We start from the raw sequence: 24,187 nt of genomic DNA, 5'->3' as shown, positions 1-24,187 counted from the left end.
CGGGAGCAGTGATGCCGCCCCAACCTGATGCCCTACCGAACAGACGTGACTTCCTCGCCCTGGCGGGGCTGAGCACGGCCGCTCTCGCGCTCGGCAGCGGCATGCCCGTCCACGCGGCCCAGTCCGCGGCACCGTCGTGGGGCCGCGTACCGGGCGAGCCGTTCACCCTCGGCGTGGCCTCCGGCGATCCCGAGTCCACGAGCGTGGTGCTGTGGACACGGCTGGCTCCCGATCCGTTGGCCGCCGACGGCCACGGCGGGATGCCCCGGGAGAACGTCGACGTGCACTACGAGGTGGCCGAGGACGAGCGGTTCTCCCGCGTCGTCCACCGCGGGCGCGCCGTGGCGACGCCGGAGCTGGCGCACTCCGTCCACCCCGAGGTCCACGGGCTGCGTCCGGGACGCGAGTACTTCTACCGCTTCCGCGCGGGTGACCACATCAGTCCCGTCGGCCGCACCCGCACGGCGCCGGGCCGCCACGACCGCGTGGACGCGCTGCGGTTCGCCAGCGCGTCGTGCCAGGCGTGGTACCACGGTCACTTCACCGCCTACCGCCATCTCGCCGACGAGGACGTCGACCTCGTGTTCTTCCTCGGCGACTACGTCTACGAGTACGCGATCAACGACGGCAACCTGTGGCGGCGGGGCGTGGACCTCGACCCCGTGCACGACACCACGGTGCGGACCCTGGAGCAGTACCGCCTGCGGTACGCGCTGTTCAAGACCGATCCCCACCTGCAGCGCGCGCACGCCCTGGCGCCCTGGGTGTCCACCTGGGACGACCACGAGGTGCAGAACAACTACGCCGACGCCCACTCGCAGTACGGCATCTCGGTGTCCGACTTCGAACGGCAGCGGGCCGTGGCCTACCGCGCCTACTACGAGAACCTGCCGCTGCGGCGATCCACCCTGCCGCACGGGCCGGACATGCGCCTGTACCGGCGGCTGCGGTGGGGATCGCTGGCCGACGTGCACGTGCTCGACACGCGCCAGTACCGTGACGACTTCCCCGCCGACACCAGCGCGGGCGGTGAACACACCGACCCCGAGCGCTCCATCCTCGGCCGCGAGCAGGAGCGGTGGCTCGACCAGGGACTGCGGCGGTCGTTGGCGACGTGGACGGTGTTCGCGCAGCAGGTCGTCATGGCGCAGATCGACCGCGACACCGGGCCGGGCCGCACGTTCAGCATGGACCAGTGGGACGGCTTCACCGCCAACCGCGGCCGGGTGTTCGACGCCGTGCGCCGCTACGGGGTCGACAACCTGGTGGTGCTGACCGGCGACATCCACCGGCACGTCGCGGCCGACCTCAAGGCCGACTTCACCGACCCGGACTCGGCCACGATCGGCTCCGAACTCGTCGTCGGTTCGGTGGGCTCCGACGGTGACGGCGCTCCCACGGACAACTACACGGACCTGTGGCTTTCGAACCCGCACGTGAAGTTCTACGACGGTCGCCGGGGCTACCTGGTCGGGGCGATGACGCCGCGGGAGCTGACGGCGGAGTACAAGGTGGTCGACTACATCGAGCGGGACGACCGGGCACCGGTGTCCACTGTGGCGCGGTTCGTCACCGAGGCCGGCAGGCCGGGTCTGAAGCGGGAGGCGTGATGAGTGCGAGCAACGGCACGGTGCCGTCGGTGGTCGACCTCTCCGCGAAGGGTGACATCGGCCGTATCGAGGCGAGTTGGACGGCGCGGCGGCAGTACCAGCCGCTGGTCGACCACTTCGCGGTGTACGCGGCGAAGCACCGCGACTTCCGTCCGTCGGCCGACACGCTGATCGGCAAGACGATCGACACCCACTTCCGGCACGACGGCCTCGGGCCCGCGGGGCAGACCTGGTACTACCGGGTGGTCACCGTGGCCGCCTCGGGGCAGACGAGCGCACCTGCCGGGCCGCTGCGGGCGACCTCGGCGGAGTCGGTGACGGTGTCGGGTACTCCGGTCGCGGTGATCGGCGACTTCGACCGCAGATCGCTGGAGCTGGCGCTGGCTCCGAACGGCTACGGCGACTACCTCGACAGGTTCCCGAACGGCGCCGACTACACCCACGGCGTCAGCACCCCGGGGACCGACTGGCCGTACCTGCACCCCGGACCCTCCGACCGGTGGGCGGGCAGCAGGGCGCACACCTTCCGCCTGCGTTTCACCCTGCCGGAGAAGCCCGCGACCGACCTGGCGCTGGCGATCTGGCTGATCGACACCCACGCCAGCATCCCGGGAGTGCTGGAGATCTCCTGCAACGACACCGCCGTGGCCGGGATCGAACTGGAGAAGGGTGCGACGAAGGGCTCGTTGCAGGGCGACGCCACCGTCCCCGGCAACCCGCTCGTGCCGTCCATCGTGGAACTGCCGCTGCCCGCCGACGCGGTGAAGGCGGGCGAGAACGTCCTCACCCTGCACAAGGGAGAGGGCTCCTGGCACGCCTACGACGCGCTCGGGGTGTTCGCCCCGCGCCGGTAACTCCTCCGATCCGGTCCCCGCCGACCGTTGGCGGGGACCGGATCGGAGGGGGGAGACCGTGAGCACGGCTTGCCACATCATGTCAACGGTCGGATACACGTTGTTATCGTCGGGTGCATGTCAACCGAACTGGGGGAAAAGGAATCCGATGACGGCACGGGCTCGGCGCCCGCCCGACGTCGTCGCTTCGGCCGGGTAGCGCGGGGAGCACGCCCGCACTGGCGGGGCGCCACCTCTGCGCTGCTCGCGCTGACCGCGGCGCTCGTGGCGTGGAACACCGCTGACCAACTGGTACCGGGTGTCGGTGGCGAGCTGGCCGGTCAGCTCGCGGTGAACGGGGTACTGGCCGTGGCGATCGCGGCGGTCGTCACGGGCCTGCTCTTCGTGACGGTCGGACGACGAGCGGCTCTGCCCTGGACATACACGGCCACGTTGCTGATGAGCCTGGTGCTGCTACTGACACTGGGGGCGGGCGCGACTCGGACCGGGTACTTCGCCGCAGTGGGAATCCTCGTCGTCGGGGTCTCCCTGCTCGGCGGCGCCGTCGGCGGCCTGCTGCCCCACCGGGGCCGCCGACCATTGCGGAGCAGGGACCCGCGCGTCATCGCGTTCGCGCTCGCGGTGCTGGTGGTCGGTGGGCCCGCAGGGTGGCTCGTGACGGCAGGGCAGAAGCCGGTGACCGTGGTCGACGACGGCGAGGCGACACACACGCTCGGGCGGAACCCGGCGGCAGCGGGCCCGCACTCCGTCGCCGAACTCACCTACGGCAGCGGACACGACCGCCGCCCCGAGTACGGCGCCGACGCGGACCTGACCACCGACTCCGTCGACGTCTCCGCGCTCGTCACGGGATGGAACGAGGACCGGCACGACCTGTGGGGGTTCGACGCGGACGCCTTCCCGGTCAACGCCCGCGTGTGGTACCCGCAGGGCGACGGCCCGTTCCCGCTGGTACTGCTCGTGCACGGTAACAAGAGCAACGCCACCTCGTCGGAGGACGGATTCCGTTACCTCGGTGAGCAGCTCGCCAGCCACGGGGTGATCGCGGCGTCCGTGGACCAGAACTTCCTCAACACGGGCGTGCTCGACCGCAGCGGCGGACTGCGGGGCGTGGAGCAGGTCCGTGCCCGGATGCTGCGCCACCATCTGACCGTGTGGAAAGCGTGGACCGAGCAGGACGGTAATCCGTTCACGGGCAAGGTGGACCTCGACGCCGTCGGGCTACTCGGGCACTCCCGTGGTGGTGAGGCCGTCGCCGCGGCCGCCGAACTGCTGCAGAACGAGCGAGTGGACGGTCTGCGGGTGCGGTCGGTACTCGCCCTCGCGCCGTCCGACGGCCAGTCCACTCCGGACGGGCAGGCCGTGACGTTGCGTGACGTGAACTACCTCGTGCTCCAAGGCTCCCACGACGCCGACGTGGTCAGCTTCGGTGGCCTGAACCAGTACGAGAGGGTCGAGTTCACCGGCGCCGAGTACCGCTTCGCCGCCTCGTTGTACATCGAGCGCGCCAACCACGGTCAGTTCAACAGTCGCTGGGACCGGCACGACGTCGGGTACGGGCTGCCGAAGCTGTTCCTCGACGACGACGCACTCCTGCCGGGCGAACAACAGCGCCGCATCGCGAAACTCTACGCCACCGCCTACTTCACGGGCACACTCGGCGGCGAGACCGCCGACCTCGCGCTCTTCCGTGACCATCGTGCGGCCGCGTCGTGGTTGCCCGACACCAACTATGTCAGCCGATTCACCGACTCCACCGCCGTCGTGGCTGACGAGGAGTCGGTGCGGATCGACGGGGCCGAGGAAGCCGTCCTGTCCCCGTTGCCACTACGGTCGGGGCCCGGTGAGGACGTCATGCACCACGTGGAATGGGCCGCCGAGCAGCGCCCTGTGGTCACCGCTGCGGCGAAGGCACGACCGGGAATCGACGCGGTCGTCTTCGACGCCGTCGCCACCGGCGAGTCCGGCACCGTCACGGTGCGGCTCACCGACGCGACCGGGGAACACGCCGCCGTGCCGCTGGCCGACGTGCGGCCACTGCACACCGCAGTACCGGGACAGTACCTCGTTGCCCCATGGCTGCACACGCTGCCGGTGACCGAACCCGTGCCGCAGACCCACCGCGTTCCCGTGGAGAGCATGACGAGGCACAACCCGGCGTTCTCCCCCGAGGAGTTGACCTCCGTGGAACTCGTGTTCGACGGCGAAGGAGGCGGATCGGTGTTCGTCGGTGACATCGGTGTGACCGGCGGGCGGCCCGCGTAGCCGGAAGCAGCCACGGCCGTCCTACCGCGGGCGATCTGGTTGATCGACACCCGTGCCGGTATCCACGCGGCACCACCACAGCCCGCCGGTGCGTTGCGGGCGGGCGAGCACGTCCTCACCCCGCACAGGGGAGAGGGCTCCTGGCACGCCTACGACGCACTGGGCGTGTTCGCCCCGCGCCGGTAACCGTCGTGATCCGGCCCCCGCCGGCCATCGGCGGGGGCCGGATCACGGGTGACGTTGTCACGCAACCGATCGAGAAGCGCCTCCAGCTTGTCCGTCTGCTCCGAGTCGAGGCCCGAGTGCAGCCGTCGGTCGAACGCCACGGCGGCGTCACGCATCCGTCGGAAGGCGGCTTCCCCCTCCGCCGTGAGTTCGACGAGGTGCACCCGCCGGTTCCCGGGGTCGCGCCGCCGCGTGAGCAGCCCACGTTCCTCCAGGTTCGTCAGGTGTTGGGTGAGCGTCGCTCCGCGGATGCCGATGGTGTCGGCGAGGTGGCGCTGGCTGGCGCCCGAGCCCGCCTTCAGTGACATGAGGATGAGCCACGCGGGTCTCGACCCTCCGACCTCGGCGAGCGCGTCGTCGAACGCCTGACTCACCGCCTTGGCCGTGCGGGCGAGGCGCAGTCCGAGCGGGGGGCCGTGTGGGGGTACCGGCATGACGATCAGTGTACCCACCACCGTTCGTAACCTAATAAATTGACGCCTAACGGTTCGGTACCTAACGTCGGTGGTATGCGTATCAGCATGGCGCTCACCGACTATTCGGTGCCTGGTGGGCCCGCCGAGCTGGCCCGGCACCTGGCCGGTGTGGCGCGAGCCGCGGAGGACGCGGGCCTCGACACGGTGTGGGTCACCGACCACCTGGTCCAGGGGGATCCCGCCGACAACCCGGACGAGGCCATGCTCGAGGCGTACACGACGCTGGGGTTTCTGGCCGCGCAGACCCGCACCGTCCGCCTCGGTGCCATGGTCACCCCCGTCACCTACCGGCAGCCCAGCGTGCTCGTGAAGGCCGTGACGACCCTCGACGTGCTGTCCGGAGGACGGGCGTGGTTCGGCGTCGGTGCCGGATACCACAAGGCGGAGGCACAGACGATGGGACTGCCGTTACCGCCCGTCGCCGAGCGGTTCGACCGGCTCGACGAACTGCTTCGGCTGGCTCTGCACATGTGGTCGGGCGACGACACGCCCTTCCCCGGCCGCTACCACCGGCTCGACCGCGCCGTGTGCAGCCCGCCGCCCCTGTCGCGGCCGCATCCGCCGATCCTCGTCGGCGGCATGGGAGAGCAGCGCACGCTGCGGCTGGTGGCCCGTTACGCGGACGCGTGCAACCTCTTCGACATCCCCGACGGCGGGCGGACACTGCGACACAAGCTGGAGACGCTGGCGGAGCACTGCAGGACCCAGGGCCGCGACGTCGACGACATCGAGGTCACGGTCAGTACCCGACTCGAACCGGGGGAGACCCCCGAGGCGTTCACGCGGCGATGCCAGGCGCTACGGGAACTGGGTGCCGAGCACGTCGTCGTGCTCGCGGACGGCCTGTGGACCGAGCAGGCCGTGGGCGTGCTCGCGGACGTGGTCGAGTCGCTGGGGAGGCGGCGATGACCCGCGCGGCCGCCCCGACCGCCACCGGCACGGCGACACCGCGCAGGCTCGGCCGACGGGCCAGGAAGACCACACTCGTGGTCCACATCGTCACGGCCGGTGTGTGGCTCGGGCTCGACGTGGCCATGGCGGTACTCGTGGCCACCGCGTGGCTGACCGACGACCGGTTCGTGGTCACGGCGTGCTACACCGCTCTGGCGGCCGTCACCGGGTGGCCACTGCTCGCCGCGGGAGTCGGCTGCCTGCTCAGCGGAGTCGTACTCGGACTCGGCACCCGTTACGGCCTCGTGCGCTACTGGTGGGTGGTCGTGAAGCTGGCCATCGCGGTGGTTTTCGTGGCGCTCGTGGTCGTCCTGCTCTGGCCCGCCGTCGAGCAGGCGGCCGGACAGGGCCGCGCGGCGGGCGGAGCGCCCGCGACCGACGTCGCCCGGGCCCTGCTGTTCCCGCCGATCGTGTCGACGACCGGCCTGCTCGTCGCCACGACCCTGGCGGTGCTGAAACCGTGGGGACGCATCCGGCGCCGCTGACGCCCGCACACAGCCCGTGCAGTCGGTCAGCCTCGCCAGTCCCGGCTGTCTTGCCTCAGCAGCTCGTACTCCACGTCGCCGTGCTCGGAGCCGGGGATCGGCTCGGGCCAGTCCTCGTGGAACGTCCGCACGTGACGCAGTCCGGTCTTCTCCAGCACCCGGCGGGAGCCGTGGTTCACCGCCATCGTCGTGGCGTACACCCGGTGCACACCGAGCTCGGTGAACCCGAGACGGACCAGTGCCTGTGCCCCCTCGGTGGCCAGACCCCGGCCCCAGCACCGGCGGTGCAGCCGGTATCCGAGCTCCACGTCGTCGAGCGCGTCGGCCTCGGAAGGCCGGAACTCGAACCAGCCGAGGAACGCCCCGTCCGAGGAGGACTCGGCGGCGAACACGCCCAGCCCGCCGAGCCGGTCGTAGTCCGACACCAGCGACGGCAGGGTCCGGCGACGCACCACCTCGGCGGGCACGGGCCTGCCGTTGCCGACGAAGCGCATCACGTCCGGGTCGCCGTGCAGCGCGGCCAAGTCGTCGCCGTCCTCGGCGGTGAAGCGGCGAAGCACCATGCGTTCCGTGACGCAGAAGACACGCATGTGTCGACGGTCGCCTGGGCGGGCGTCCGCTGCAACCGATTTTCGGTGTTCTTCCTATGATGTGTCGGCCCGCCGCGATCATGAGCGAGCACACGGGGAAGGAGCGGCGACATGTCCGCGAACACCGATTCCGCCACGCCCGACGAGGAGCCGGCGGCGACCGCCTACGAGGAGCGCGGCGAGGTCGGGTATCGGAGATCCCTGTCGCACCTGCAACTGCAGATGATCGCGTTCGGTGGCGCGGTGGGTGTGGGGCTCTTCCTCGGACTCGGTGAGCAGCTGAGTTCGGTCGGTCCCGGCCTGATCCTGTCGTACCTGGTGGTCGGGGCGCTCGTGTATCTGCTGATGCGGGCACTGGGTGAGATGACGGTGTACCGGCCGGCGACCGGTGGCTTCGTCTCCTACGCGCGGGAGTTCGTGGGGCCGAGGTTCGCGCACCTGACGGGCTGGATCTACGTGACCGTCGCGGTGCTGGTCGGCATCGCCGAGATCTCCGCCGTCGGCGTCTACACCGCCTACTGGTTCCCGGACGCGCCCGCGTGGCTGTCACCGCTGGTGGCGCTGTGCCTGGTGTTCGGCACGAACGTGTTGACCGTGCGCGCGTTCGGGCTGATCGAGAGTGCGGCGGCGGCGATCAAGGTGATCGCGATCGTGCTGTTCCTGGTCACCGGTGTGCTCGTGGTGCTGTTCGGTGGCTCGGGCGCACCCGAGGCGAGTGTGACGAACCTGTGGGAGGGCGGGTTCCTGCCTCACGGGGTGTGGCCGGTCGTTCTGGTGATGCAGGCGGTGGTGTTCTCGTTCTCCGCCGTGGAGGTGACCGCCACGGCGGCCGGTGAGGCGAAGGACGCCGCGAGGTCGATGCCCAAGGCCGTGCGCGGCGTGGTGTTCCGACTCGGCCTGTTCTACATCGGGTCGGTGCTGGTGCTGTCGATGCTGCTGCCCACCGACCACTACAGCGGTGACGAGTCGCCGTTCGTCACGGCGCTGTCGAGCCTCGGCGTCCCCTATCTCGGCGGCATCATGAACCTGGTGGTGTTGAGTGCCTCGCTGTCCGGTGTCAACGCCGCCCTCTACGCGACGATCCGGTTGCTACGTAACCTCGCGGCCCACGGCTCGGCTCCCAAGGCGACCGTGTTGATCGACCGCAGGGGAGTGCCGACGGGAGCGCTGGCGTTCACCAGCCTCCTGTATCTGGTCGGGGTGGTGCTCATCCTGTTCGCCGACGCCGGGTCGGTGTTCTTCCTCGCGTTGGACGCCGCGTCGGTGGGCATCCTTCTCGCCTGGATGGCGATCTTCGTGTCGCATCTGCGCTTCCGCGCGAGGGTGCGGGACGGCTCCATCGCGTCGGTCGACTTCCGGATGCCCGGCTTCCCCTACACCGACTGGGCCTGCCTGGCCGTCCTCACGGCGATCTTCTGCTCACTGGTCTTCGACAGCGGCACGGCCTACGCCGGGCTCATCGCCACGGTGGCGCTGCTCGCCGTCCACGGGGCGACGTACGAGATCGCCAAACGCCGGGTCGCCCGCAAGGGCCTTCCGGACGTGACACCCGTCGGGCGGGCGAGGGGCTGATCCCCTCGCCCGCCCGACGGGCCCGGTCGTCACACCTTCTCGGCGGTCCGCTCCGGGTCGTTCTCCCAGCACTGGATGCCGCGCACGTCCGACATGGTGTCGCGCGTGAACACCGGGTCCAGGCCGTTGCGGCGCTGCTGCTGGTAGTCCTTGAGCAGCCGCACCACGAGCGCCCCGAGCGGGGCCACGGCGAGCAGGTTCACCACCGCCATCACGCCCATGGTGACGTCGGCGAGGCTCCACACCACCTCCAGCGAACTCACCGCACCCAGGAACAACACGCCGAGCACCGCGAGCCGGAACAGCGGCACCACGCGGTCGTCGCCGGTGAGGAACCGCAGGTTGGCCTCACCGTAGAACGTGTTGCCCAGCACGGAGGTGAAGGCGAGCAGGAACACGATGACCGTCAGCAGGTGCACGGCCCACGCCCCGAGGTTGGCCTCCAGCGCGCTCTGCGTCAGCGACGCGCCGACCTCCTCGCCGTAGACGGGGTCGGAAACGAGGATGATGAACGCCGTGATGGAGCACACGATCAGCGTGTCGAAGTAGACGCCGAAGGTCTGCGCCAGCCCCTGCTTGGCGGGGTGACTCACCGCGGCGCTGGCACCGGCGTTGGGCGCGGAACCCATGCCCGCCTCGTTCGAGAACAACCCGCGGCGGATGCCCTGCATTATCGCCGTGCCCACGGCAGCGCCGCCGACCTGCTCGAAACCGAACGCCGAACCGACGATGTCGGCGAACACCTCGGGCACCTTCTCCAGGTTCATGCCCACCACGACGAGACCCACGAGCAGGTAGATCAGCGCCATGAACGGCACGGTCAACTGAGCGACGTGGGCGATGCGGCGCACACCGCCGAACACCACGGCACCCACCAGAGCCACCAGCAGCAGCCCGACCACCGGCGCCAGCCAGCCCTCGGCCTCCGCGGCGCCGGTCGCGGTGGTCACCGAGTGCGACACGACGTCGGCGATACTGTGGGCCTGCACCATGTTGAAGCTGAAACCGAACGTGAAGATGATGACGACCGCGAAGATCACACCCAGCCACCGGGCGTTGAGCCCGTACTGCATGTAGTAGGCGGGACCACCGCGGTATCCGGAGCGGTCGCGGACCTTGAACAACTGCGCGAGCGTGGACTCCGCGAACGCGAGCGAGCTGACGACGATCGCCATCAGCCACATCCAGAACACCGCACCCGGACCGCCCACGGCGATGGCGATCGCCACGCCCGCCACGTTGCCCGTGCCGACGCGCGCCGCCGCGGAGATGGAGAAGGCCTGGAACGACGAGACGGCCTTCTTGCCGTCCTGGGCCCGCTCCGGCTTGCTGCGAAGATCCCGGATCATCTGGGGCAGCATCCGGAACTGCACACCCGCGGTGCGCACGGTGAAGTAGAGCCCCAGTATCACCAGCAGCGGGATGACGAGGTAGGTCCAGAAGACGTCGTTCACCTCGCCGATGGATTCCATCAGCGCGTCCATGCGCTCGCTCCTCACCTTGTGGGTAGTCGAGGACTTCGATAGTCGCGACAGTGTACGCAGGTGACGACGTGGTCCATCCCACGCACGGCGTTCAGGGACGCACGATCTCCCTCACGATGCCGAGCCGCACCAGATCGGCCGGGCGCAACCGGAGCTCGTCGGCCGTCGCGGGGACTTCGAGCGCGCTCCGTTTGAGGATGGCCGCCGCGGCCTCCGGCGACGTGACGGAGAAGTAACCGTCCGGAGTGGCCCACAGCCGGCCCGGCGCGGCGAACGCCAGCGCTCCACCCGAGCCACCCTCCCCGATCAGCACGCTCGTCACGGGGACTCGCGCCGAGGCGATCGCCTCGAACAGGGCCGCGATGGAGGGCCCCACACCGTCGCGTTCGGCGGTTCCGTCGGCCGCCGCACCCGGTGTGTCCACGAGGGTGAGCACCGGGACACCGAGCCGGTCGGCCATCCGCACCAGGCGAGCCGCCGTGCGGAACCCGGCCGGGCGCGTGGCCGTGCCGCACTGCGCGGCGTAGGCGACGGCGGCGCCGTCCCGCCACCCGAACCCGCACAGCACCCCGTCGTCCACACCACCGGCCCGGTCCCCCCGGACCGGCTCCCGCCACGCGAAGTAGGCGTCCAGGTACCGCGCCGCGCGAGGCCGTTCCGGCGCCCTGGCCCGGATGACCGCCTCCCAACCGGTGCGGGATGAACCCGCGCCGCCCAGCGCCCTCGGAGGCTCCGCCGCCCGCGGGGCCGGAGTGGTGAGCAGCCTCAACCACCGCGCCAGCGCGTCTCGCAAGCGGCCCCGCTCGACGATCTGGTCGACCTGCCCCGTGTCCCGGTGCGCCTCGGCGGTGTACGCGCTCGCGTCGCCCCCGGGCCGCACGCGCGAACCGGCGAACCCCACCTGGGCGCCCGGCAGCGCCAGCACCACGTCGGCGCCGGCACCGAGCGTGGCCCACCCGCCACCGGTCGTGGGATCACACAGCACGGACACCTGGGGCAGCCCGGCCACCCTCGTGGCCGCGACCTCACGGGCCAGCACGTGGAGCTGGGTCAGGGCGCGCATGCCCTCCTGCATCCGGCTGCCGCCGGTCGCGATCAGTGACACCACCGGAAGTCGCCGCTGCCGCGCACGCTGGAACGTCAGCGCCACCCGGTGACCCACGGCCTCACCGATCGAACCGCCGAGGAAGCCGAACTCGAACACCACGAGCGCGACCTCGGTGTCCCCGATCGTCGCGCTGCCGCACACCACCGACTCCGGCTCGCCCGTGCGCTCGGCCGCCCGGGCCCGCGCGTCGTCGTAGCCGCGCCAGCCGATCGGTCCGTCCACGAAAGCCCCGCCCGGGGTCTCGGGCAGCCACTCGGTGAACCGCGTCGCTATCGAGTCGATGAGACCGCGAGCCGATTCAGCCATGCAGCGCCCGTTTCATGACCTTGCCCATGTCGTTGCGGGGCAGCGCGTCGAGGAACCGCACCACGCGGGGCCGTTTGTGCGGGGTGAGCAGACGCGCGACGTGCTCGGCCAGTTCCTCCTCCGCCGGTGCGGTTCCGCGCGGCACCACCCACGCCACGATCCGCTCTCCGAGGTCGTCGTCCGGCTCGCCCGTCACGGCCACCTCGGCGACACCCGGGTGTTCGAGCAGCGCGTTCTCGATCTCGCCCGCGCCGATGCGGTATCCGCCGCTCTTGATGAGGTCGGTCGCCTTGCGTCCCACGATGCGCACATACCCGTCCTCGTCACGGACAGCCATGTCGCCGGTGCGGAACCACCCGTCGTGGAACGCCTGCGCCGTCGCGTCGGGGCGGTTCAGATACTCGGTGAACAAGTTCGGACCCCGCACCTCGATCTCGCCGACGGTCTCGCCGTCACGCACCTCGATCGGCGTGCCCCGCTCGTCCACCAACCGCAGCTCCACCCCGCGCAGCGGCAACCCCACCGTGCCCGGCCTGCGTTCACCGTCGGCCCGCACGCTCGTGTTCATCAGCGTCTCGGTCATGCCGTAGCGTTCGACGACCCGCTGCCCCGTCGCGGCGGTGATGCGCTCGTGGTCGCGCACGGGCAACGCCGCCGAGCCCGAGACCAGCAGGCGAGCCCCGGCCAGCGCCGCCGCGAGTTCGGGGTCGTCGTCCACCTCGTTCGCGATGCGGTGGTACATCGTCGGGACGCCGAACATCATGGTGGCGCCGGTGGTCAGCTCCGCGGCCACGGCGGCGGGGGAGAACCGGCCGACGTGGCGCACACTGCCGCCCCGCCGGAGCGGTCCGAGGACGCCCAGGATCAGCCCGTGGACGTGGAACAGCGGCAAGGCGTGCACCAGCACGTCGTCGGCCGTCCACTGCCAGGCGTCCCGCAGGGCGTCGAGCGTGCTGGTGACGGCGCGACGGGGGAGCACCACGCCCTTGGGGGCGCCGGTGGTGCCGGAGGTGTACACGATGAACGCCGGTGCCTCCCCGCCCGGCTCTTCGGGCAGCGGCTCCGCCTGCTGCGTCCGGTCGTCGAGGGTGACGTCCAGCCGGGTCACGGTGTCGAGGCCGGAGGGCAGGACGGTGCCCGGCTCGACGAGAACGAGGCCCGGCCCGCTGTCGGCGACGATGTGCGCCAGTTCGCGTTCCCCGATCTTGGGGTTGATCGGCACGGCGGGCACACCCGCGAGCAGGGCCGCCACCGTGCCCACGGCGGTCTCCAGGCTCGGCGTCGCCCACACCGCCACCCGCGGCGGCTCGCCCACCGCCGAGCGGATGCGGTGGGCGAGCGAACCCGCGACCCGGGCCAGTTCGCCGTAGGTCAGGGCGCGGTCGCCGAACCGCAGCGCGGGTTCGTCCTGGGCCGTGTGCAGGGCGGGGAAGAGCACGGTCACCGATCTCCTTGTCGTCGAGTTCCGGGCACGGTCGGGGCGGGCTCAGCCGAAACCGGGCACGATCAGCATCAGCCACACCGCGGCGGGAGCCGCGGCGACGACGATGCCGCCGTACACCAGCAACTGCCGGAAGAAGCGGTCGCGGTCGACGTGCTGCGCGCTCGCCAGCACGAGGGCACCGTTGGTGGAGAACGGGCTGACGTCCACCACAGTGGACGCCACCGCCAGTGCGGCGATCATCGCGACCGGACCCACCGCCCCCTCCAGCAGGAACGGCACGGCCAGCGGGATGAGAGCGCCCATGATGCCCACCGACGAGGCGAACGCCGACACGATGGCACCGATGTAGCAGATCAGCAGCGCGGCCAGCAGCGGGACACCCACCTCCGACACGGCGTTGCCCGCGTATTCGATGGTGCCCATCTCCTGCATCACTCCGACGTACGTCAGGATGCCGCAGATCAGCAACACGGTGGGCCACGTGATCTGCCCGATGGCCCGCTTGCTGGTGTCGGGCCAGAACACGCTGAGCAGCACGGCGAGCGTGATCGCGGTCAGCCCCACGTCGAGGTCGAACCCCAGTGCGCACACCACGAGCGCGACCAGTGCCGCGAGGGTCGCGCCCCGCACGGGCGTCAGCGTGGGTGGCTCGGCGTCCGGTGCGCCCTCGGCCGACGCACCGGACGCCGAGGTACCGCCGGAAGCCGAGCCCACGGGGGCGAACCGCCGGATGGACACGGCTCCGGCGCGGGTGAGCTTGAGCCCGCCGCAGACGACGAACACGATCGCCGCGATCGCGAGGTTGGCGACGAGGCTCGCCAGGAAGAGCACCAGCTCGTTGCCGGGCAGTCCCTCCCGGGCCACGATGCCGTTGACGATCGAACCGTAGACGCTGATCGGGGAGAAGCCGCCCGCCTGAGCGCCGTGCACCACCATCGCGCCCATCAGCAGTGGGCTGATCCGGTACTCCGCCGCGAATCCGAGTGCCAGCGGTGCCACGATGGCCACCGCGGCGGGACTGACCGCGCCGATGGCGGTCAGCGCGGCGGTGATCACGAACATCACCCAGGGGACGAGGGCGAGCCGTCCGCCCACGAGTCTGATCGACGCCTGTACCAACCAGTCCGTGGTGCCGTTGGCCTTGGCGATCGCGAAGAGGTACGTCACCCCGACGAGCACGACGAACAGGTCACCCGGGAACCCCGCGAAGATCGCGTCGGCGTCCATGTCGGCCACCAGCGTGCCCACGCCGAACGCGGCGGCGAACGCGAGCGCCCCCATGTTGACGGATCTGGTGGTGGCGACGAGGAACACCACAGCCAGAACGATGATCGCGACGACTTGGGGGGACATACGCGAAGGCTCCCGTCTTTGGGCTCGCTCAGGTGCGTCCGAGTGGCCTGGTGGCTCAGTGGCTGAACCACTTTGCGTGAGCCGGACCACACCTGTCAAGATCCTTCGTGGCTCGGTGGCTGAGCCGGTCGCGCCGCCCGCGCGCTGCTAGGCTGCGGTGACCGAACCGGCGGGGGACCACGTGCCGAAGAGGGAAAACGAAGTGTCCGACGCTCTACGTCCGATGGCGCGGCCGAGGCTGTACGAACAGGTCGTCGAGCGGCTGCGCGAGTACGTCGCCCACTCCCGGCTGCGTGCCGGAGACAGGTTGCCCGCCGAGCGAGAGCTGGCGCAGCGGCTCGGAGTGAGCAGGGCGTCGGTGAAGCAGGCCGTCGTGGTGCTGGAGGTGCAGGGGCTGGTCGAGACCCGGCACGGCGGAGGCAGCTACCTCGTTCGCGACACTCTCGACGTCGAGCCGGTGGAGCAGCTCGTCGCGCGACGGCAGCGGTTGCCCGACGTCCTCGAAGCGCGCGAGGCGATCGAGACGAAGCTCGCCGAACTCGCCGCCGAGCGCCGAACGCACGAGGACCTCGACGAGCTGGAGTCGGCCCTGTCCCATATGCGTGCCGAGATCGAGTCGGGTGGACACGGTGTCGAGGGCGACCGGCGTTTCCACGCCGCGGTGACTGCCGCGGCCCGCAGCGCGCTGCTCGCGGAGTTCATGCACTCCATCTCCGAGCAGATCACCGAAAGCCGCACCGAGTCGCTGCGCCAGCCCGGAAGGCCCCACCGCTCGCTGCGTCAGCACCAGGCCATCTTCGACGCCATCAGCGTGGGCGATCCCACGCGCGCGGCGGCGGCCATGCGCCGCCACGTGCGCACGGTGGCGAAGGTTCGGCTACTCGACTGGGACCCGGACGAGGACGCCTGAGAGCGGTCGGTGACCGGTCATACCTTCCGTACGGTCACACCCGCTCTGATCAGTGCCTCCGTCTCGTCGTCCGGGGCTGCTCGGTCGGTCACGACGGCGTGCAGGTCGGCGGCGGGGGCGACGAAGGCGAGGGCGGTGCGCGTGAACTTGGTGGCGTCCGCGACGGCGATGACGCGATGGGCCGAGGCGATCGCGGCACGCTTGACCGCGGCGTCGTCGAGGTCGTAGGCGGTCAGACCGTGTTCCGCGCTCAACCCGCAGCAGCCGAGCACCGCCGTGTCGAAGCGGAGGGAAGCCAACGCCGCCATGGTCAGGGGGCCGGTGAACGAGAGCTCACCCGGCCGTGGTCGGCCACCGGGGACCAGGAGTGTCAGGTGTGGCGCGCCCGCCAACGCATTCGCCGCGTGCAGGGAGAGCGGCATGACGGTGACACGGCGCTGTTCCAGTGCGCGAGCCACCTCCAGGCAGGTGGTGCCGCTGTCGAGTACGACGGACTCGCCGTCGGCGAGCAAACCGGCGACCTCGGCGGCGATGCGCTGTTTGGTCTCGGGAGTCTCCTGCACCCGGAGCGCGAACGGTGCTTCCTCGCCGCGTAACAGCAGTGTGCGGGCGCCTCCCCGGTATCGCTCCAGCACCCCCTGGGCGGCCAGGGTCTCGAGGTCCCGGCGGATGGTCATGGGGGAGGCGCCCGTGAGTTCGGCCAGTTCGGCGACGCCGATGCTGCCCGCCTCGCGGACGGCCAGGGTGATCCGCCTCAGCCGGTCTGCGGTTGCCATGCTCGGTATTGAACAAAAATCTCGTTCGAAAATCAAGATATCGAACAAGGAAGCTGTTCGATATGTTCACTAACATGGATCGATCGCTGCGGGCCGCGCGGCTGGCCACCTTCGTCTACTTCGGTTTGAACGGCTTTCTCATGGGGATGTGGATCGTCCACATCCCCGCTGTGGAGGAGCGAGCCGGGATCAGTCACGCCGTGCTCGGCTGGCTTCTGCTGCTACTCGGTGCGGGTGCGTTCGTCGGCATGCAGCTCGCCGGCCCGCTGGCCGACCGTGCCGGTGCTCGCGTCGTGGTCCCGGTCAGCGCGGTGCTGTGCAGCGCCACCCTCCTCCTGCCCGGCCTGGCCTCCGAGAGCTGGACGCTGGGAGCGGCGCTGCTGGTGTTCGGCTTCGGCAACGGGTGTCTGGACGTGAGCATGAACGCTCATGCCGTCCAGGTGGAGTGCGGCTACCGGCGGCCCGTCATGTCGGCCTTCCACGCCACGTTCTCGATCGGTGGAGTGCTCGCCGCGCTGGCCGGGGCGCGCACTCTTGGGTGGGGTTGGAATCCGGCGGTGACTCTCGGCGCGGTGGCCGCGCTCGGTGTCGTCGTCGCCGTGCTGTTCACACCCGCACTGTTGTGTCCCGACCCGGTCCAAGGCTCGCGGGCTTCCGAGGCGGTGGGGTCCCGGCGTCGGACTCCCCGACGTGTCTGGCTGCTGGCCGGGCTCGCGCTGGCGCTGATGCTCTGTGAGGGCGTGGCGAACGACTGGAGCGTGCTGCACCTTCGGGAGGTCCTCGGCGCCTCCGAGGCCACCGCTGCCCTCGCCTACGGTGCCTTCGCCACGGCCATGACCGCCGGGCGCCTGCTCGCCGACCGTGTGACCGCGCGTGTCGGCCCGGTGGCCGTACTCCGCTACGGCGCCGTCGCTGCCGCGTTCGGTCTGACGGTCGCCGCGCTGTCGCCGTGGACACCTCTCGCTCTGGCCGGTTGGGCAGTGTTCGGACTCGGCCTCTCCGGGTGTGTGCCCCAGATCTTCAGCGCGGCCGGACACGCCGATGTGGACGCCGCCGGAGCCAATGTCTCCCGGGTCGCCGGGCTGGGCTACCTGGGCATGCTCGCCGGGCCCGCCGTCATCGGCCCGCTGACGCAACTCGTTCCGCTCAACCTGACCTTCTTCCTGCCTGTGGCGCTCTGTTTGGTAGCCGCGGTCACGGCAGGGCTCCTGTGTTCCGAGCGGGCCACGCCCGTGGCCGCGGAAGCGCGGTAGTACGGCCGGTGCCGGTGTCGTGGCTTCCGGGACATGCCGGGACGTGCGGCGGTCACCAGTGCCGGCTCAGGCCGTCGAGCAGGGCTCGCACCGGCACGGCCGGGTCGAAGGCGGGGTCGGGCAGCGTGCACTGGTGCAGCAGCAGCCCGTCCAGCAGGGAGCGCAGCGCGGCGAAGTCGCGCTCGGGGTGGGTCGAACCCAGTCGCTTCAGCCACGGCGCCCCCCAGGCCTCGAGGCGCCGTCTGCGTGTCTCGATCTGGGCGCGGAGGTGCTGGTGATGCGCGGCTTCGAGGAAGATCGCGTGTCGGGCCAGTGTGGCGGTACGGGCGGTCGTCGCGAGTTCGTCCACGAACTGGGTCACGGCGTCGGCGAAGCCGTCGAGAGTGAGCGTGATGTTGGCCAGATCGGCCGAGAACAGCCCCCATGCCTGCTCGTCCTGGGCCACGAGCCGGTCGAGAACGCCCGCGACGAGCGCGTCCCGGTTGCGGAAGTGGTTCGAGGTCGACCCCTCGGGCAGCCTGGCTTCCGCGTCGACGGCCCGGTGGGTGAGTTGCCGCGTGCCCTGGGTGCCGAGGACGCGGATCGCGGCGTTGAGTACCTGGTCCTTCCGTGTGCTCACAGCCGTACACTACACCCGTAGTAAGGATCACTACATCCGTAGTACGGTGGCGGAATGGAAGCACGGATAGTCGGTGGCGGAATCGCGGGGCTGGCAACGGCGGCTGGGCTGACGCGCGCGGGCTGGCGGGTGCGCGTGCACGAGCGCGCGGAAGCTCTGGCGGACGACGGCACGGGCCTCGGCATGTGGCCGAACGCCGTACGGGCTCTCGGCGAGCTGGGACTGGCCGATGAGCTACGCCGTCGTGGTGAACCGCAGCGGCCGGGCGTGATCCGGCGTTGGGACGGACGGACCCTTGCCGAGATCGACACCGACCGCATCCGTCGGCGTACGGGTGAGGACGTGTACGTGGTGGCGCGGCCGGAGTTGCTCGCGCTGCTGTTCGAGTCGTTGCCCGACGGTACCGTCCACTTCGGCCGGGAGGGGACGGGCGACGCGGACGTGCTGATCGGCGCCGACGGCGCGCACAGCGCGGTTCGGCGGCGACTCTTCGGCGCGCGTCACGGCCTGCGCGACACCGGGCTCACGGTGTGGCGCGGGGTGGTCGGCGCCGGTGTGCGCAGTGCGGGCGAGGTGTGGGGGCCGAAAGCCAAGTTCGGCTATTCACCGCTGACGGCCGACCGCACCAACTTCTACGCCGTTCTGGAGACGCCGCCCGCCCGACGCGGCCCCGCCGAGGAACACGCGTCCCTGCTCGCGCACTTCGGCCGGTGGCCGGAGCCGGTCCCTTCGGTGCTGCGGCAGGCGAGTCCGGACGAGCTGCTCCGTCACTCCCTGCACTACCTCGATCCGCCGTTGCCGAGCTACGTCGTCGGAAACACCGCCCTCGCGGGCGACGCCGCCCACACCATGACACCGGACCTCGGGCAGGGCGCGTGCCAGGCACTGCTCGACGGGCTGACGTTGGCCCGCTGCCTCGCGCGGGCCTCGACCGCGGCCGACGTGCGGGCGGCGCTGCGAGAGTACGACCGGCGGCGTCGCAGGCCGACTCAGCGCATCGCGACGGCCGCGCGTTGGCTGGGGCGCGTCAGCACGGCGCGACGGGGCACCGGGGTCCGCGACGCGGTGGTGCGCTCGGCCGCCGTCCTGTCCGGGTGATCGGACGGCGCTTCACTCCGCCAGCTCCGCCGCGGCCTCGGCGAGGTCGGCGGTGAGGGTGGCGGACAGGGCGGCGTCGCGCTGCACGCTGTTGCGGCGTTCCCAGTAGCCGCGGGTGGTGGAGGCGTGGGCGTGCCCGGCCCACTCCTGCACCTCCTGCAACGGCTTCCCCTTGTCGAGCAGGGCGGTGATGGCCGTCGCCCGCAGCACGTGCGGGGTGACCTTTCGCGGTTCGCGCAGCCGGGCGTGGCGGGCGAGTCGCCGGGTGATGCTGATGAGCTGGTGACGGTCGCGTCGCAACCCTGTTTCCGGGTGGACGAGCACGGGGCCGGTGAGTCGGCCGTCGAGGTATGCGTCCAGGTGCCGCGCGGCCGTGTCGCCGAGCCTGCGCCGTACCCACCGGCCTCCCTTGCGGGCCACCGACAGCACGGGGGGCACGTGGGCGCGATCGAGGTTGTCGATGTCGAGGGAGACCACTTCGGACTCCCGAAGTCCCTGGGTGAACAGCAGTTCGAACACCAGGTGCTCCTCGTGGTCGGAGCACGCGGCGGCGAGCGCGGCGACCTCCGGCAGCTCCAGGACACGGGTGGCGCCGGGTGGACGGCCGTTGGTCGAGGTGCCGATCGGGGGTGCGTGGGTGGCCAGGTGTACCGGGTTCTCCACGGCGAGGCGGTGCGCGCTGCGGGCGTGGTCGAACAACGACGACAGTGCGGAGAGGTAGCGGCGCTGGGTGCGCGCCGACCAGCCCTTGCTCTTGGCGTAGAGCGACCAGGCGGTCACGGTGTCGAACGTGACGCCGTTCAAAAGGTCTGCGGGGCGGCGACCGGTGGCGGCGCTGAACCACTCGGCGATGCGGCAGACGTCCTCGGCGTAACCGCGTTTGGTGTCCAGCGAGCGGCGCTGGTAGCTGGACAACCAGTGCAACACCACGCCGAACGTGGTCCGGTCCAGCGACCGCGACAACGCCTCGAGCCGCTGCGCGCCGATGTCGGCCACCAGTTGGTGGCGCACCGCGTCGTCCACCTGGCGGGCCGACAACCCGGGGGAGGGGAGGGCCAGATGGGTGGGTCGCAGCACGGCGCCGGGAACGGAAAGGCCGGTGCGCGGGGACGTCATCATGGTGTGGTCGAGCGGGTCCATCATGCTCCGGTGAGCAGGGAGCGCGTGCGGGCGGGTGCCCATGGCGGGATCTCGTCGAGGATGTCGGCGAGGGTCACGCTTCCGAGGCTCCGCCGCCATGCCTCGTGGGCGTCGGCCATCTTCGCGGCGAGCACGCAGGTGTCGCGACAGTCCTCAGGCGACAGTGCGCCCCGGCCCTGCTGCCGGATCTCGTGGCACTCGTAGGGGGAGGCTCCACCGTCCACGGCTTCCACGATCTGCAGGAGCGTGATGTCGGAAGCCGGGCGGGCGAGCCGGTAGCCGCCTCGCGGCCCCGTCGTCGCGGCGAACACGCCGGCCTTGGCGAGAGCCTTCAGTTGCTTGGCGAGATACGGTGCGGGCAGATCGTAGTAGTCCGCGAGCTGTGCCGCCGACACGGTGGCTCGTGGTTCGAGCTGCGCCAACGTCGTGGCGCAGTGCAACACCCATTCCGTACTCACTGGCAGCTTCACGCGTCCAGTGTATCGGAGATATTGTGGATCTGTTAAGTCTGCGATACTGTCGTGTTCCCGATACACGAAGGAGATCGTCATGCGAATCGCGGTTGCCGGTGCCACGGGCAACATCGGGGCTCTCACCGTCGCCGTCCTCGAACGCGACGGACACGAGGTCGTCCGCATCAGCCGTTCACTCGGCGTGGACCTGCGCACCGGCGAAGGCCTGGACAAGGCGCTCGCCGGAGTCGACACCGTCGTCGATGCCATCAACATGACCGCGTCCGACGAGGCCACCACCGTGGAGTACTTCGGTGCCACGACCCGCAACCTCCTGGCCGCGGGCGAACGGGCCGGTGTCCGCCACCACGTACTGCTCTCGATCGTCGGGATTCACGGCGTCGACGGCAATGCGCACTACGCGGGCAAGCGGGAACAGGAGCGGCTGGTGGAAGCCGGGCCGCTGCCGTGGACCATCGTGCCGTTCACGCAGTTCCACGACTTCGCCGCGATGGTGACGGGGTGGACCGAGCAGGACGGTGTGGCCACGATCGCGCCGCTTCTCGTGCAACCCATCGCGCCGTCCGACGTGGCCGAGATCCTCGCCGAGGTCGCGACCGGAGAGCCCCAGGGCCGCCACGTCGACGTCGCCGGACCCGAGCCGCACGACCTCGTCGACATGGCAAGGCGAACCAACCAGGCGCGCGGACGGGAGGTGAAGCTCGTGCCGACGTGGTCGGGGGTGTTCGGGCCCTCCATGGCGGGCGAGGTGCTCCTGCCCGGCAAGGACGCGCGCGTCGCCCCGACCACGTTCGACGAGTGGCTGCGTACTCAGGAGCCGATCGCCGGGGCGTGATCGGCGTTCAGCCGAGCCAACTGGTCGGCGCTGAGTTCGGTGTCGAGCGCGGCGAGGTTCTCCTTCAGGTGCCGGATCGACGTGGTGCCGGGGATGGGCAGCAGGTGCGGCCCACGGTGCAGCAACCATGCGAGCGCCACCTGGTTCGGGGTCATGCCGTGCTCGGCCGCGACCTCGCCGAGCGAGGGCACCGCCGCGTGGTCGAACGACAGGGGGAAGAACGGCACGAACGCCGTGCCGGAGTCCCGGGTGTGTTCGACGACGGCGTCGTGGGAACGGTCGGTGAGGTTGTAGAGGTTCTGGACGGCGGCGATGGGAGCCACGCTCCGCGCCGCGTCGACCTGCTCGGCCGTGGCTTCGGACAAACCGAGATGCCGCACCTTCCCGGCGTGGACGGCATCGGTCAGCGCGCCCACCTGTTCGGCGAGGGGATAGGCGGGATCGATGCGGTGCAGGTACACCAGGTCGATGACGTCGCGGCCGAGGCGGCGGAGGCTGAGTTCCACCTGCTGGCGCAGGTAGTCGGGATGTCCGAGCGGCACCCAGGTCGCGGGGTCGGGCCGCACGACCCCGACCTTGGTGGCGAGCACGACGTCGGACACTCCGGCCAGAGCCTCACCGAGCAGCCGTTCGCCCTCCCCGAGTGCGTAGGCGTCGGCGGTGTCGAACAGGTTCACCCCGGCGTCCGTGGCCTCACGCAAGAGTCGCGTGAGGTCGGCGCGGTCGGTGGGCGCGGCCCACACCGGCGCGCTCGCTCCGCGGCGGTTCGCCGGCTCGTCGGCGAACCGCATGGTGCCAAGGCCGATACGGCGCACGTGGAGGTCGCCGCCGAGTTCGAAAGTCGTGGTAGTCATGGCGAAGAGCATCGATGCTGACATGCATGAGAGGGGCAAGGCGAGAGTGAGCCAGAACACGCGAAGGACGCTGCGGATCGGTCAACTCGCCGCCGAGACCGGGGTGAGTGCCCGGTCGCTGCGCTACTACGAGGAGCAGGGCTTGCTCACGCCGTCCCGAACCCCGTCGGGGCAGCGACTCTACGACGAGTCGGACGTCGAGCGTGTTGGTCGTGTCCGGCGGTTGCTGGACGCCGGTCTGTCCACGACGGTCATCGCGCAGGTGCTGGCGTGCTCGTGCGGGGGTACCGGTGATGTCGAGCCCTGCCTCGATCCGCTGCTGCGGGAGGAACTCGCGCGGCTTGACGCGAGGCTGGCCCAGCTGGCGTTCCACCACGGCCGGCTCCGCGAGCTCGTGGAGCGCGGCACGGCGCCGGTGAGCGGTGATCGGCCGCATGACCCCGGCCTGCTGCTCAACCGGCCGACGACGGGAAACCGGTGTCGCCGTGCAGGCGTGACCGGCACTCCTCCCACAGTCGGGACAGCAGTGCCGACCGGGCGTGTTGTCGCCGTCCATCCGGAGTCTCGGCGTCGAGTCGCCGTTCCCGAGCCAGCACCAGCGCCCGGTTGAGCAGGAACGGCACCTCGATGCCCGCCTGTTCGGCGATCCGCTCCACCCGTGCGGACGCACCGGGCGTGGTGGCGAGGACGGTGTGGAGCAGCGCGAGGTCGAGCCCCGGCAGATACAGGCCGGTGAACTCGAAGTCGACCAGCACGCACCCGCCATCGCGCGGGATCAGCAGGTTGGGCGGGATGGGGTCGCCGTGGTTGGGCTGCCACGGCATCCCGTCCCGGGACACTTCGGCGAGCAGGCGGTGCAGGGCCGCGTGGTCGCTGTCGTCGAGGAACCCGAGGCCGTGGTACTTCGCGATCCGGGCCGGGTAGTCGAACACCGTACGCAGCACCCCGGACGGCGGTGTCCACCGGGCGAAGACCGAGACGGTGTCCACGGCGGACTCCACCAGCGGTGGGGGAAGTGAGCGCGGAGCGTATCGCCGGGTGCTCACCGGATCGCCGTCGATCCGTTCCAGCACCAGCGAACACCGGCCGTCGGTGTGCACGAGGGCGGGGATGCGCACCGGTGGCGGGTTCTCGGTGAACACCAGGTACAACCGGATCTCCTCGGCGAACGTGCTCACCCACGGCTCGGCGTCGGTACGCAGTGTCTTGACGACCACGGGGTTGCCGCCCCGGTGGCCGAGGGCGAGACAGGACTTGTCGGTGACCCGCAGCACCTTCTCGACGACGGTGCCGCCGAGGTCGGGGTTCGTCGGTTCCGGCACGCCGTCCATGGTGGCCCTTCCACGGGCGGTCTGCCGTGACCGGCACCGTTCCGGCTCGCTCCGGGCATCCGGTCCTGCCGGGTCCGGTCGCGTGAGACGACCGGACGGTGTTGAGCTGCGTCACATGTCGCTGGGGCGGGAACTCGCCATGCCCCGCACAACGTAGGGAGGGACAAGGACAAAA

At 70.7% G+C, this 24,187-nt stretch carries 22 protein-coding genes and 1 pseudogene; 11 read left to right on the top strand and 12 right to left on the bottom strand.

What is annotated here, in order from left to right; genetic code table 11:
- Positions 1-11: 11 nt before the first annotated feature.
- The 3 genes from SACCYDRAFT_RS13400 to SACCYDRAFT_RS13390 all read left to right on the top strand — a co-directional run bounded on the left by SACCYDRAFT_RS13400 (position 12) and on the right by SACCYDRAFT_RS13390 (position 4,729).
- Positions 12-1,610, top strand: coding sequence for an alkaline phosphatase D family protein (locus tag SACCYDRAFT_RS13400; protein ID WP_005456882.1), 1,599 nt, complete (start codon positions 12-14; stop codon positions 1,608-1,610).
- On the top strand, positions 1,610-2,464 hold the full coding sequence (locus tag SACCYDRAFT_RS13395) for a polysaccharide lyase family protein (protein ID WP_005456879.1): 855 nt from the start codon (positions 1,610-1,612) through the stop codon (positions 2,462-2,464). The genes SACCYDRAFT_RS13400 and SACCYDRAFT_RS13395 overlap by 1 nt, the downstream gene beginning before the upstream one ends.
- Before the next feature lie 117 nt (positions 2,465-2,581).
- A complete protein-coding gene (locus SACCYDRAFT_RS13390; protein WP_005456878.1) occupies positions 2,582-4,729 on the top strand; it encodes an alpha/beta hydrolase in 2,148 nt (715 codons plus the stop codon).
- Positions 4,730-4,878: 149 nt separating this feature from the next.
- On the opposite strand, the gene SACCYDRAFT_RS13385 is transcribed toward SACCYDRAFT_RS13390, so the two are convergent.
- On the bottom strand, positions 4,879-5,388 hold the full coding sequence (locus SACCYDRAFT_RS13385; RefSeq protein ID WP_043537269.1) for a MarR family winged helix-turn-helix transcriptional regulator: 510 nt from the start codon (positions 5,386-5,388) through the stop codon (positions 4,879-4,881).
- 75 nt (positions 5,389-5,463) lie between these two features.
- On the opposite strand from SACCYDRAFT_RS13385, the gene SACCYDRAFT_RS13380 reads away from it, so the two are divergent.
- Positions 5,464-6,339: a TIGR03560 family F420-dependent LLM class oxidoreductase gene (locus SACCYDRAFT_RS13380; protein WP_043536464.1), complete on the top strand. Its 876-nt coding sequence runs from the start codon at positions 5,464-5,466 to the stop codon at positions 6,337-6,339.
- Positions 6,336-6,866, top strand: coding sequence for a hypothetical protein (locus tag SACCYDRAFT_RS13375; RefSeq protein WP_005456874.1), 531 nt, complete (start codon positions 6,336-6,338; stop codon positions 6,864-6,866). The genes SACCYDRAFT_RS13380 and SACCYDRAFT_RS13375 overlap by 4 nt, the downstream gene beginning before the upstream one ends.
- Positions 6,867-6,892: 26 nt before the next feature.
- Here the strand turns inward: SACCYDRAFT_RS13375 and SACCYDRAFT_RS13370 are convergent, their stop codons facing one another.
- Positions 6,893-7,456 carry a GNAT family N-acetyltransferase gene (locus SACCYDRAFT_RS13370; RefSeq protein WP_005456873.1) on the bottom strand — a complete coding sequence of 188 codons (564 nt, stop codon included), beginning with the start codon at positions 7,454-7,456 and terminating at the stop codon, positions 6,893-6,895.
- A gap of 111 nt (positions 7,457-7,567) precedes the next feature.
- Between SACCYDRAFT_RS13370 and SACCYDRAFT_RS13365 the strand changes: the two genes are divergently transcribed.
- Complete coding sequence (locus SACCYDRAFT_RS13365) at positions 7,568-9,028, top strand: amino acid permease (protein ID WP_005456871.1); 1,461 nt, start codon at positions 7,568-7,570, stop codon at positions 9,026-9,028.
- 29 nt (positions 9,029-9,057) lie between these two features.
- On the opposite strand, the gene SACCYDRAFT_RS13360 is transcribed toward SACCYDRAFT_RS13365, so the two are convergent.
- From SACCYDRAFT_RS13360 to SACCYDRAFT_RS13345, 4 genes are all read right to left on the bottom strand, one after another.
- Entirely contained in the window at positions 9,058-10,512 is a 1,455-nt protein-coding gene (locus SACCYDRAFT_RS13360; protein ID WP_005456870.1) for an alanine/glycine:cation symporter family protein, read from the bottom strand.
- Positions 10,513-10,603: 91 nt separating this feature from the next.
- Positions 10,604-11,926 carry a carboxyl transferase domain-containing protein gene (locus SACCYDRAFT_RS13355; protein ID WP_005456866.1) on the bottom strand — a complete coding sequence of 441 codons (1,323 nt, stop codon included), beginning with the start codon at positions 11,924-11,926 and terminating at the stop codon, positions 10,604-10,606.
- Positions 11,919-13,370, bottom strand: a complete 1,452-nt coding sequence (locus SACCYDRAFT_RS13350) for an acyl-CoA synthetase (RefSeq protein WP_043536463.1) — start codon at positions 13,368-13,370, stop codon at positions 11,919-11,921. The genes SACCYDRAFT_RS13355 and SACCYDRAFT_RS13350 overlap by 8 nt, the downstream gene beginning before the upstream one ends.
- Positions 13,371-13,412: 42 nt before the next feature.
- Positions 13,413-14,723: an SLC13 family permease gene (locus SACCYDRAFT_RS13345; RefSeq protein ID WP_005456864.1), complete on the bottom strand. Its 1,311-nt coding sequence runs from the start codon at positions 14,721-14,723 to the stop codon at positions 13,413-13,415.
- 202 nt (positions 14,724-14,925) lie between these two features.
- On the opposite strand from SACCYDRAFT_RS13345, the gene SACCYDRAFT_RS13340 reads away from it, so the two are divergent.
- Positions 14,926-15,633 carry a FadR/GntR family transcriptional regulator gene (locus SACCYDRAFT_RS13340; protein WP_043537268.1) on the top strand — a complete coding sequence of 236 codons (708 nt, stop codon included), beginning with the start codon at positions 14,926-14,928 and terminating at the stop codon, positions 15,631-15,633.
- A gap of 17 nt (positions 15,634-15,650) precedes the next feature.
- On the opposite strand, the gene SACCYDRAFT_RS13335 is transcribed toward SACCYDRAFT_RS13340, so the two are convergent.
- The gene (locus SACCYDRAFT_RS13335; RefSeq protein ID WP_005456857.1) at positions 15,651-16,409 is read right to left on the bottom strand and encodes a DeoR/GlpR family DNA-binding transcription regulator; all 759 of its coding nucleotides are present in this window, start codon (positions 16,407-16,409) and stop codon (positions 15,651-15,653) included.
- 74 nt (positions 16,410-16,483) lie between these two features.
- Between SACCYDRAFT_RS13335 and SACCYDRAFT_RS13330 the strand changes: the two genes are divergently transcribed.
- A complete protein-coding gene (locus SACCYDRAFT_RS13330) occupies positions 16,484-17,662 on the top strand; it encodes an MFS transporter (protein ID WP_043536458.1) in 1,179 nt (392 codons plus the stop codon).
- A gap of 52 nt (positions 17,663-17,714) precedes the next feature.
- On the opposite strand, the gene SACCYDRAFT_RS13325 is transcribed toward SACCYDRAFT_RS13330, so the two are convergent.
- Positions 17,715-18,281, bottom strand: a complete 567-nt coding sequence (locus SACCYDRAFT_RS13325) for a TetR/AcrR family transcriptional regulator (RefSeq protein ID WP_005456854.1) — start codon at positions 18,279-18,281, stop codon at positions 17,715-17,717.
- Between the two features lie 54 nt (positions 18,282-18,335).
- Here SACCYDRAFT_RS13325 and SACCYDRAFT_RS13320 point away from each other — a divergent pair, with 54 nt between their 5' ends.
- Complete coding sequence (locus SACCYDRAFT_RS13320) at positions 18,336-19,379, top strand: FAD-dependent monooxygenase (protein ID WP_005456851.1); 1,044 nt, start codon at positions 18,336-18,338, stop codon at positions 19,377-19,379.
- Between the two features lie 12 nt (positions 19,380-19,391).
- Here SACCYDRAFT_RS13320 and SACCYDRAFT_RS13315 read toward each other — a convergent pair whose 3' ends face one another.
- Both SACCYDRAFT_RS13315 and SACCYDRAFT_RS13310 read right to left on the bottom strand, forming a co-directional pair.
- Positions 19,392-20,495, bottom strand: coding sequence for a tyrosine-type recombinase/integrase (locus SACCYDRAFT_RS13315; protein ID WP_052309196.1), 1,104 nt, complete (start codon positions 20,493-20,495; stop codon positions 19,392-19,394).
- Between the two features lie 23 nt (positions 20,496-20,518).
- The gene (locus tag SACCYDRAFT_RS13310; protein ID WP_005456847.1) at positions 20,519-20,989 is read right to left on the bottom strand and encodes an RrF2 family transcriptional regulator; all 471 of its coding nucleotides are present in this window, start codon (positions 20,987-20,989) and stop codon (positions 20,519-20,521) included.
- A gap of 79 nt (positions 20,990-21,068) precedes the next feature.
- On the opposite strand from SACCYDRAFT_RS13310, the gene SACCYDRAFT_RS13305 reads away from it, so the two are divergent.
- The gene (locus SACCYDRAFT_RS13305) at positions 21,069-21,827 is read left to right on the top strand and encodes an SDR family oxidoreductase (RefSeq protein WP_005456846.1); all 759 of its coding nucleotides are present in this window, start codon (positions 21,069-21,071) and stop codon (positions 21,825-21,827) included.
- On the opposite strand, the gene SACCYDRAFT_RS13300 is transcribed toward SACCYDRAFT_RS13305, so the two are convergent.
- Positions 21,803-22,681: an aldo/keto reductase gene (locus SACCYDRAFT_RS13300; RefSeq protein ID WP_157606510.1), complete on the bottom strand. Its 879-nt coding sequence runs from the start codon at positions 22,679-22,681 to the stop codon at positions 21,803-21,805. The genes SACCYDRAFT_RS13305 and SACCYDRAFT_RS13300 overlap by 25 nt on opposite strands.
- On the opposite strand from SACCYDRAFT_RS13300, the pseudogene SACCYDRAFT_RS26945 reads away from it, so the two are divergent.
- Positions 22,617-22,889: pseudogene (locus SACCYDRAFT_RS26945) on the top strand (MerR family DNA-binding transcriptional regulator); the annotation flags it as partial. The gene SACCYDRAFT_RS13300 and the pseudogene SACCYDRAFT_RS26945 overlap by 65 nt on opposite strands.
- Before the next feature lie 244 nt (positions 22,890-23,133).
- Here SACCYDRAFT_RS26945 and SACCYDRAFT_RS26940 read toward each other — a convergent pair.
- Positions 23,134-24,012 (bottom strand): phosphotransferase, encoded by an 879-nt coding sequence (locus SACCYDRAFT_RS26940; protein ID WP_005456839.1) that lies wholly within the window; start codon positions 24,010-24,012, stop codon positions 23,134-23,136.
- Positions 24,013-24,187 lie beyond the last annotated feature (175 nt).

Source organism: Saccharomonospora cyanea NA-134 (genome assembly GCF_000244975.1).
Lineage (GTDB): Bacteria > Actinomycetota > Actinomycetes > Mycobacteriales > Pseudonocardiaceae > Saccharomonospora > Saccharomonospora cyanea.
The sequence above is the reverse complement of the archived record's forward strand: the minus strand, read 5'-3'. Positions and strand labels throughout refer to the sequence as shown.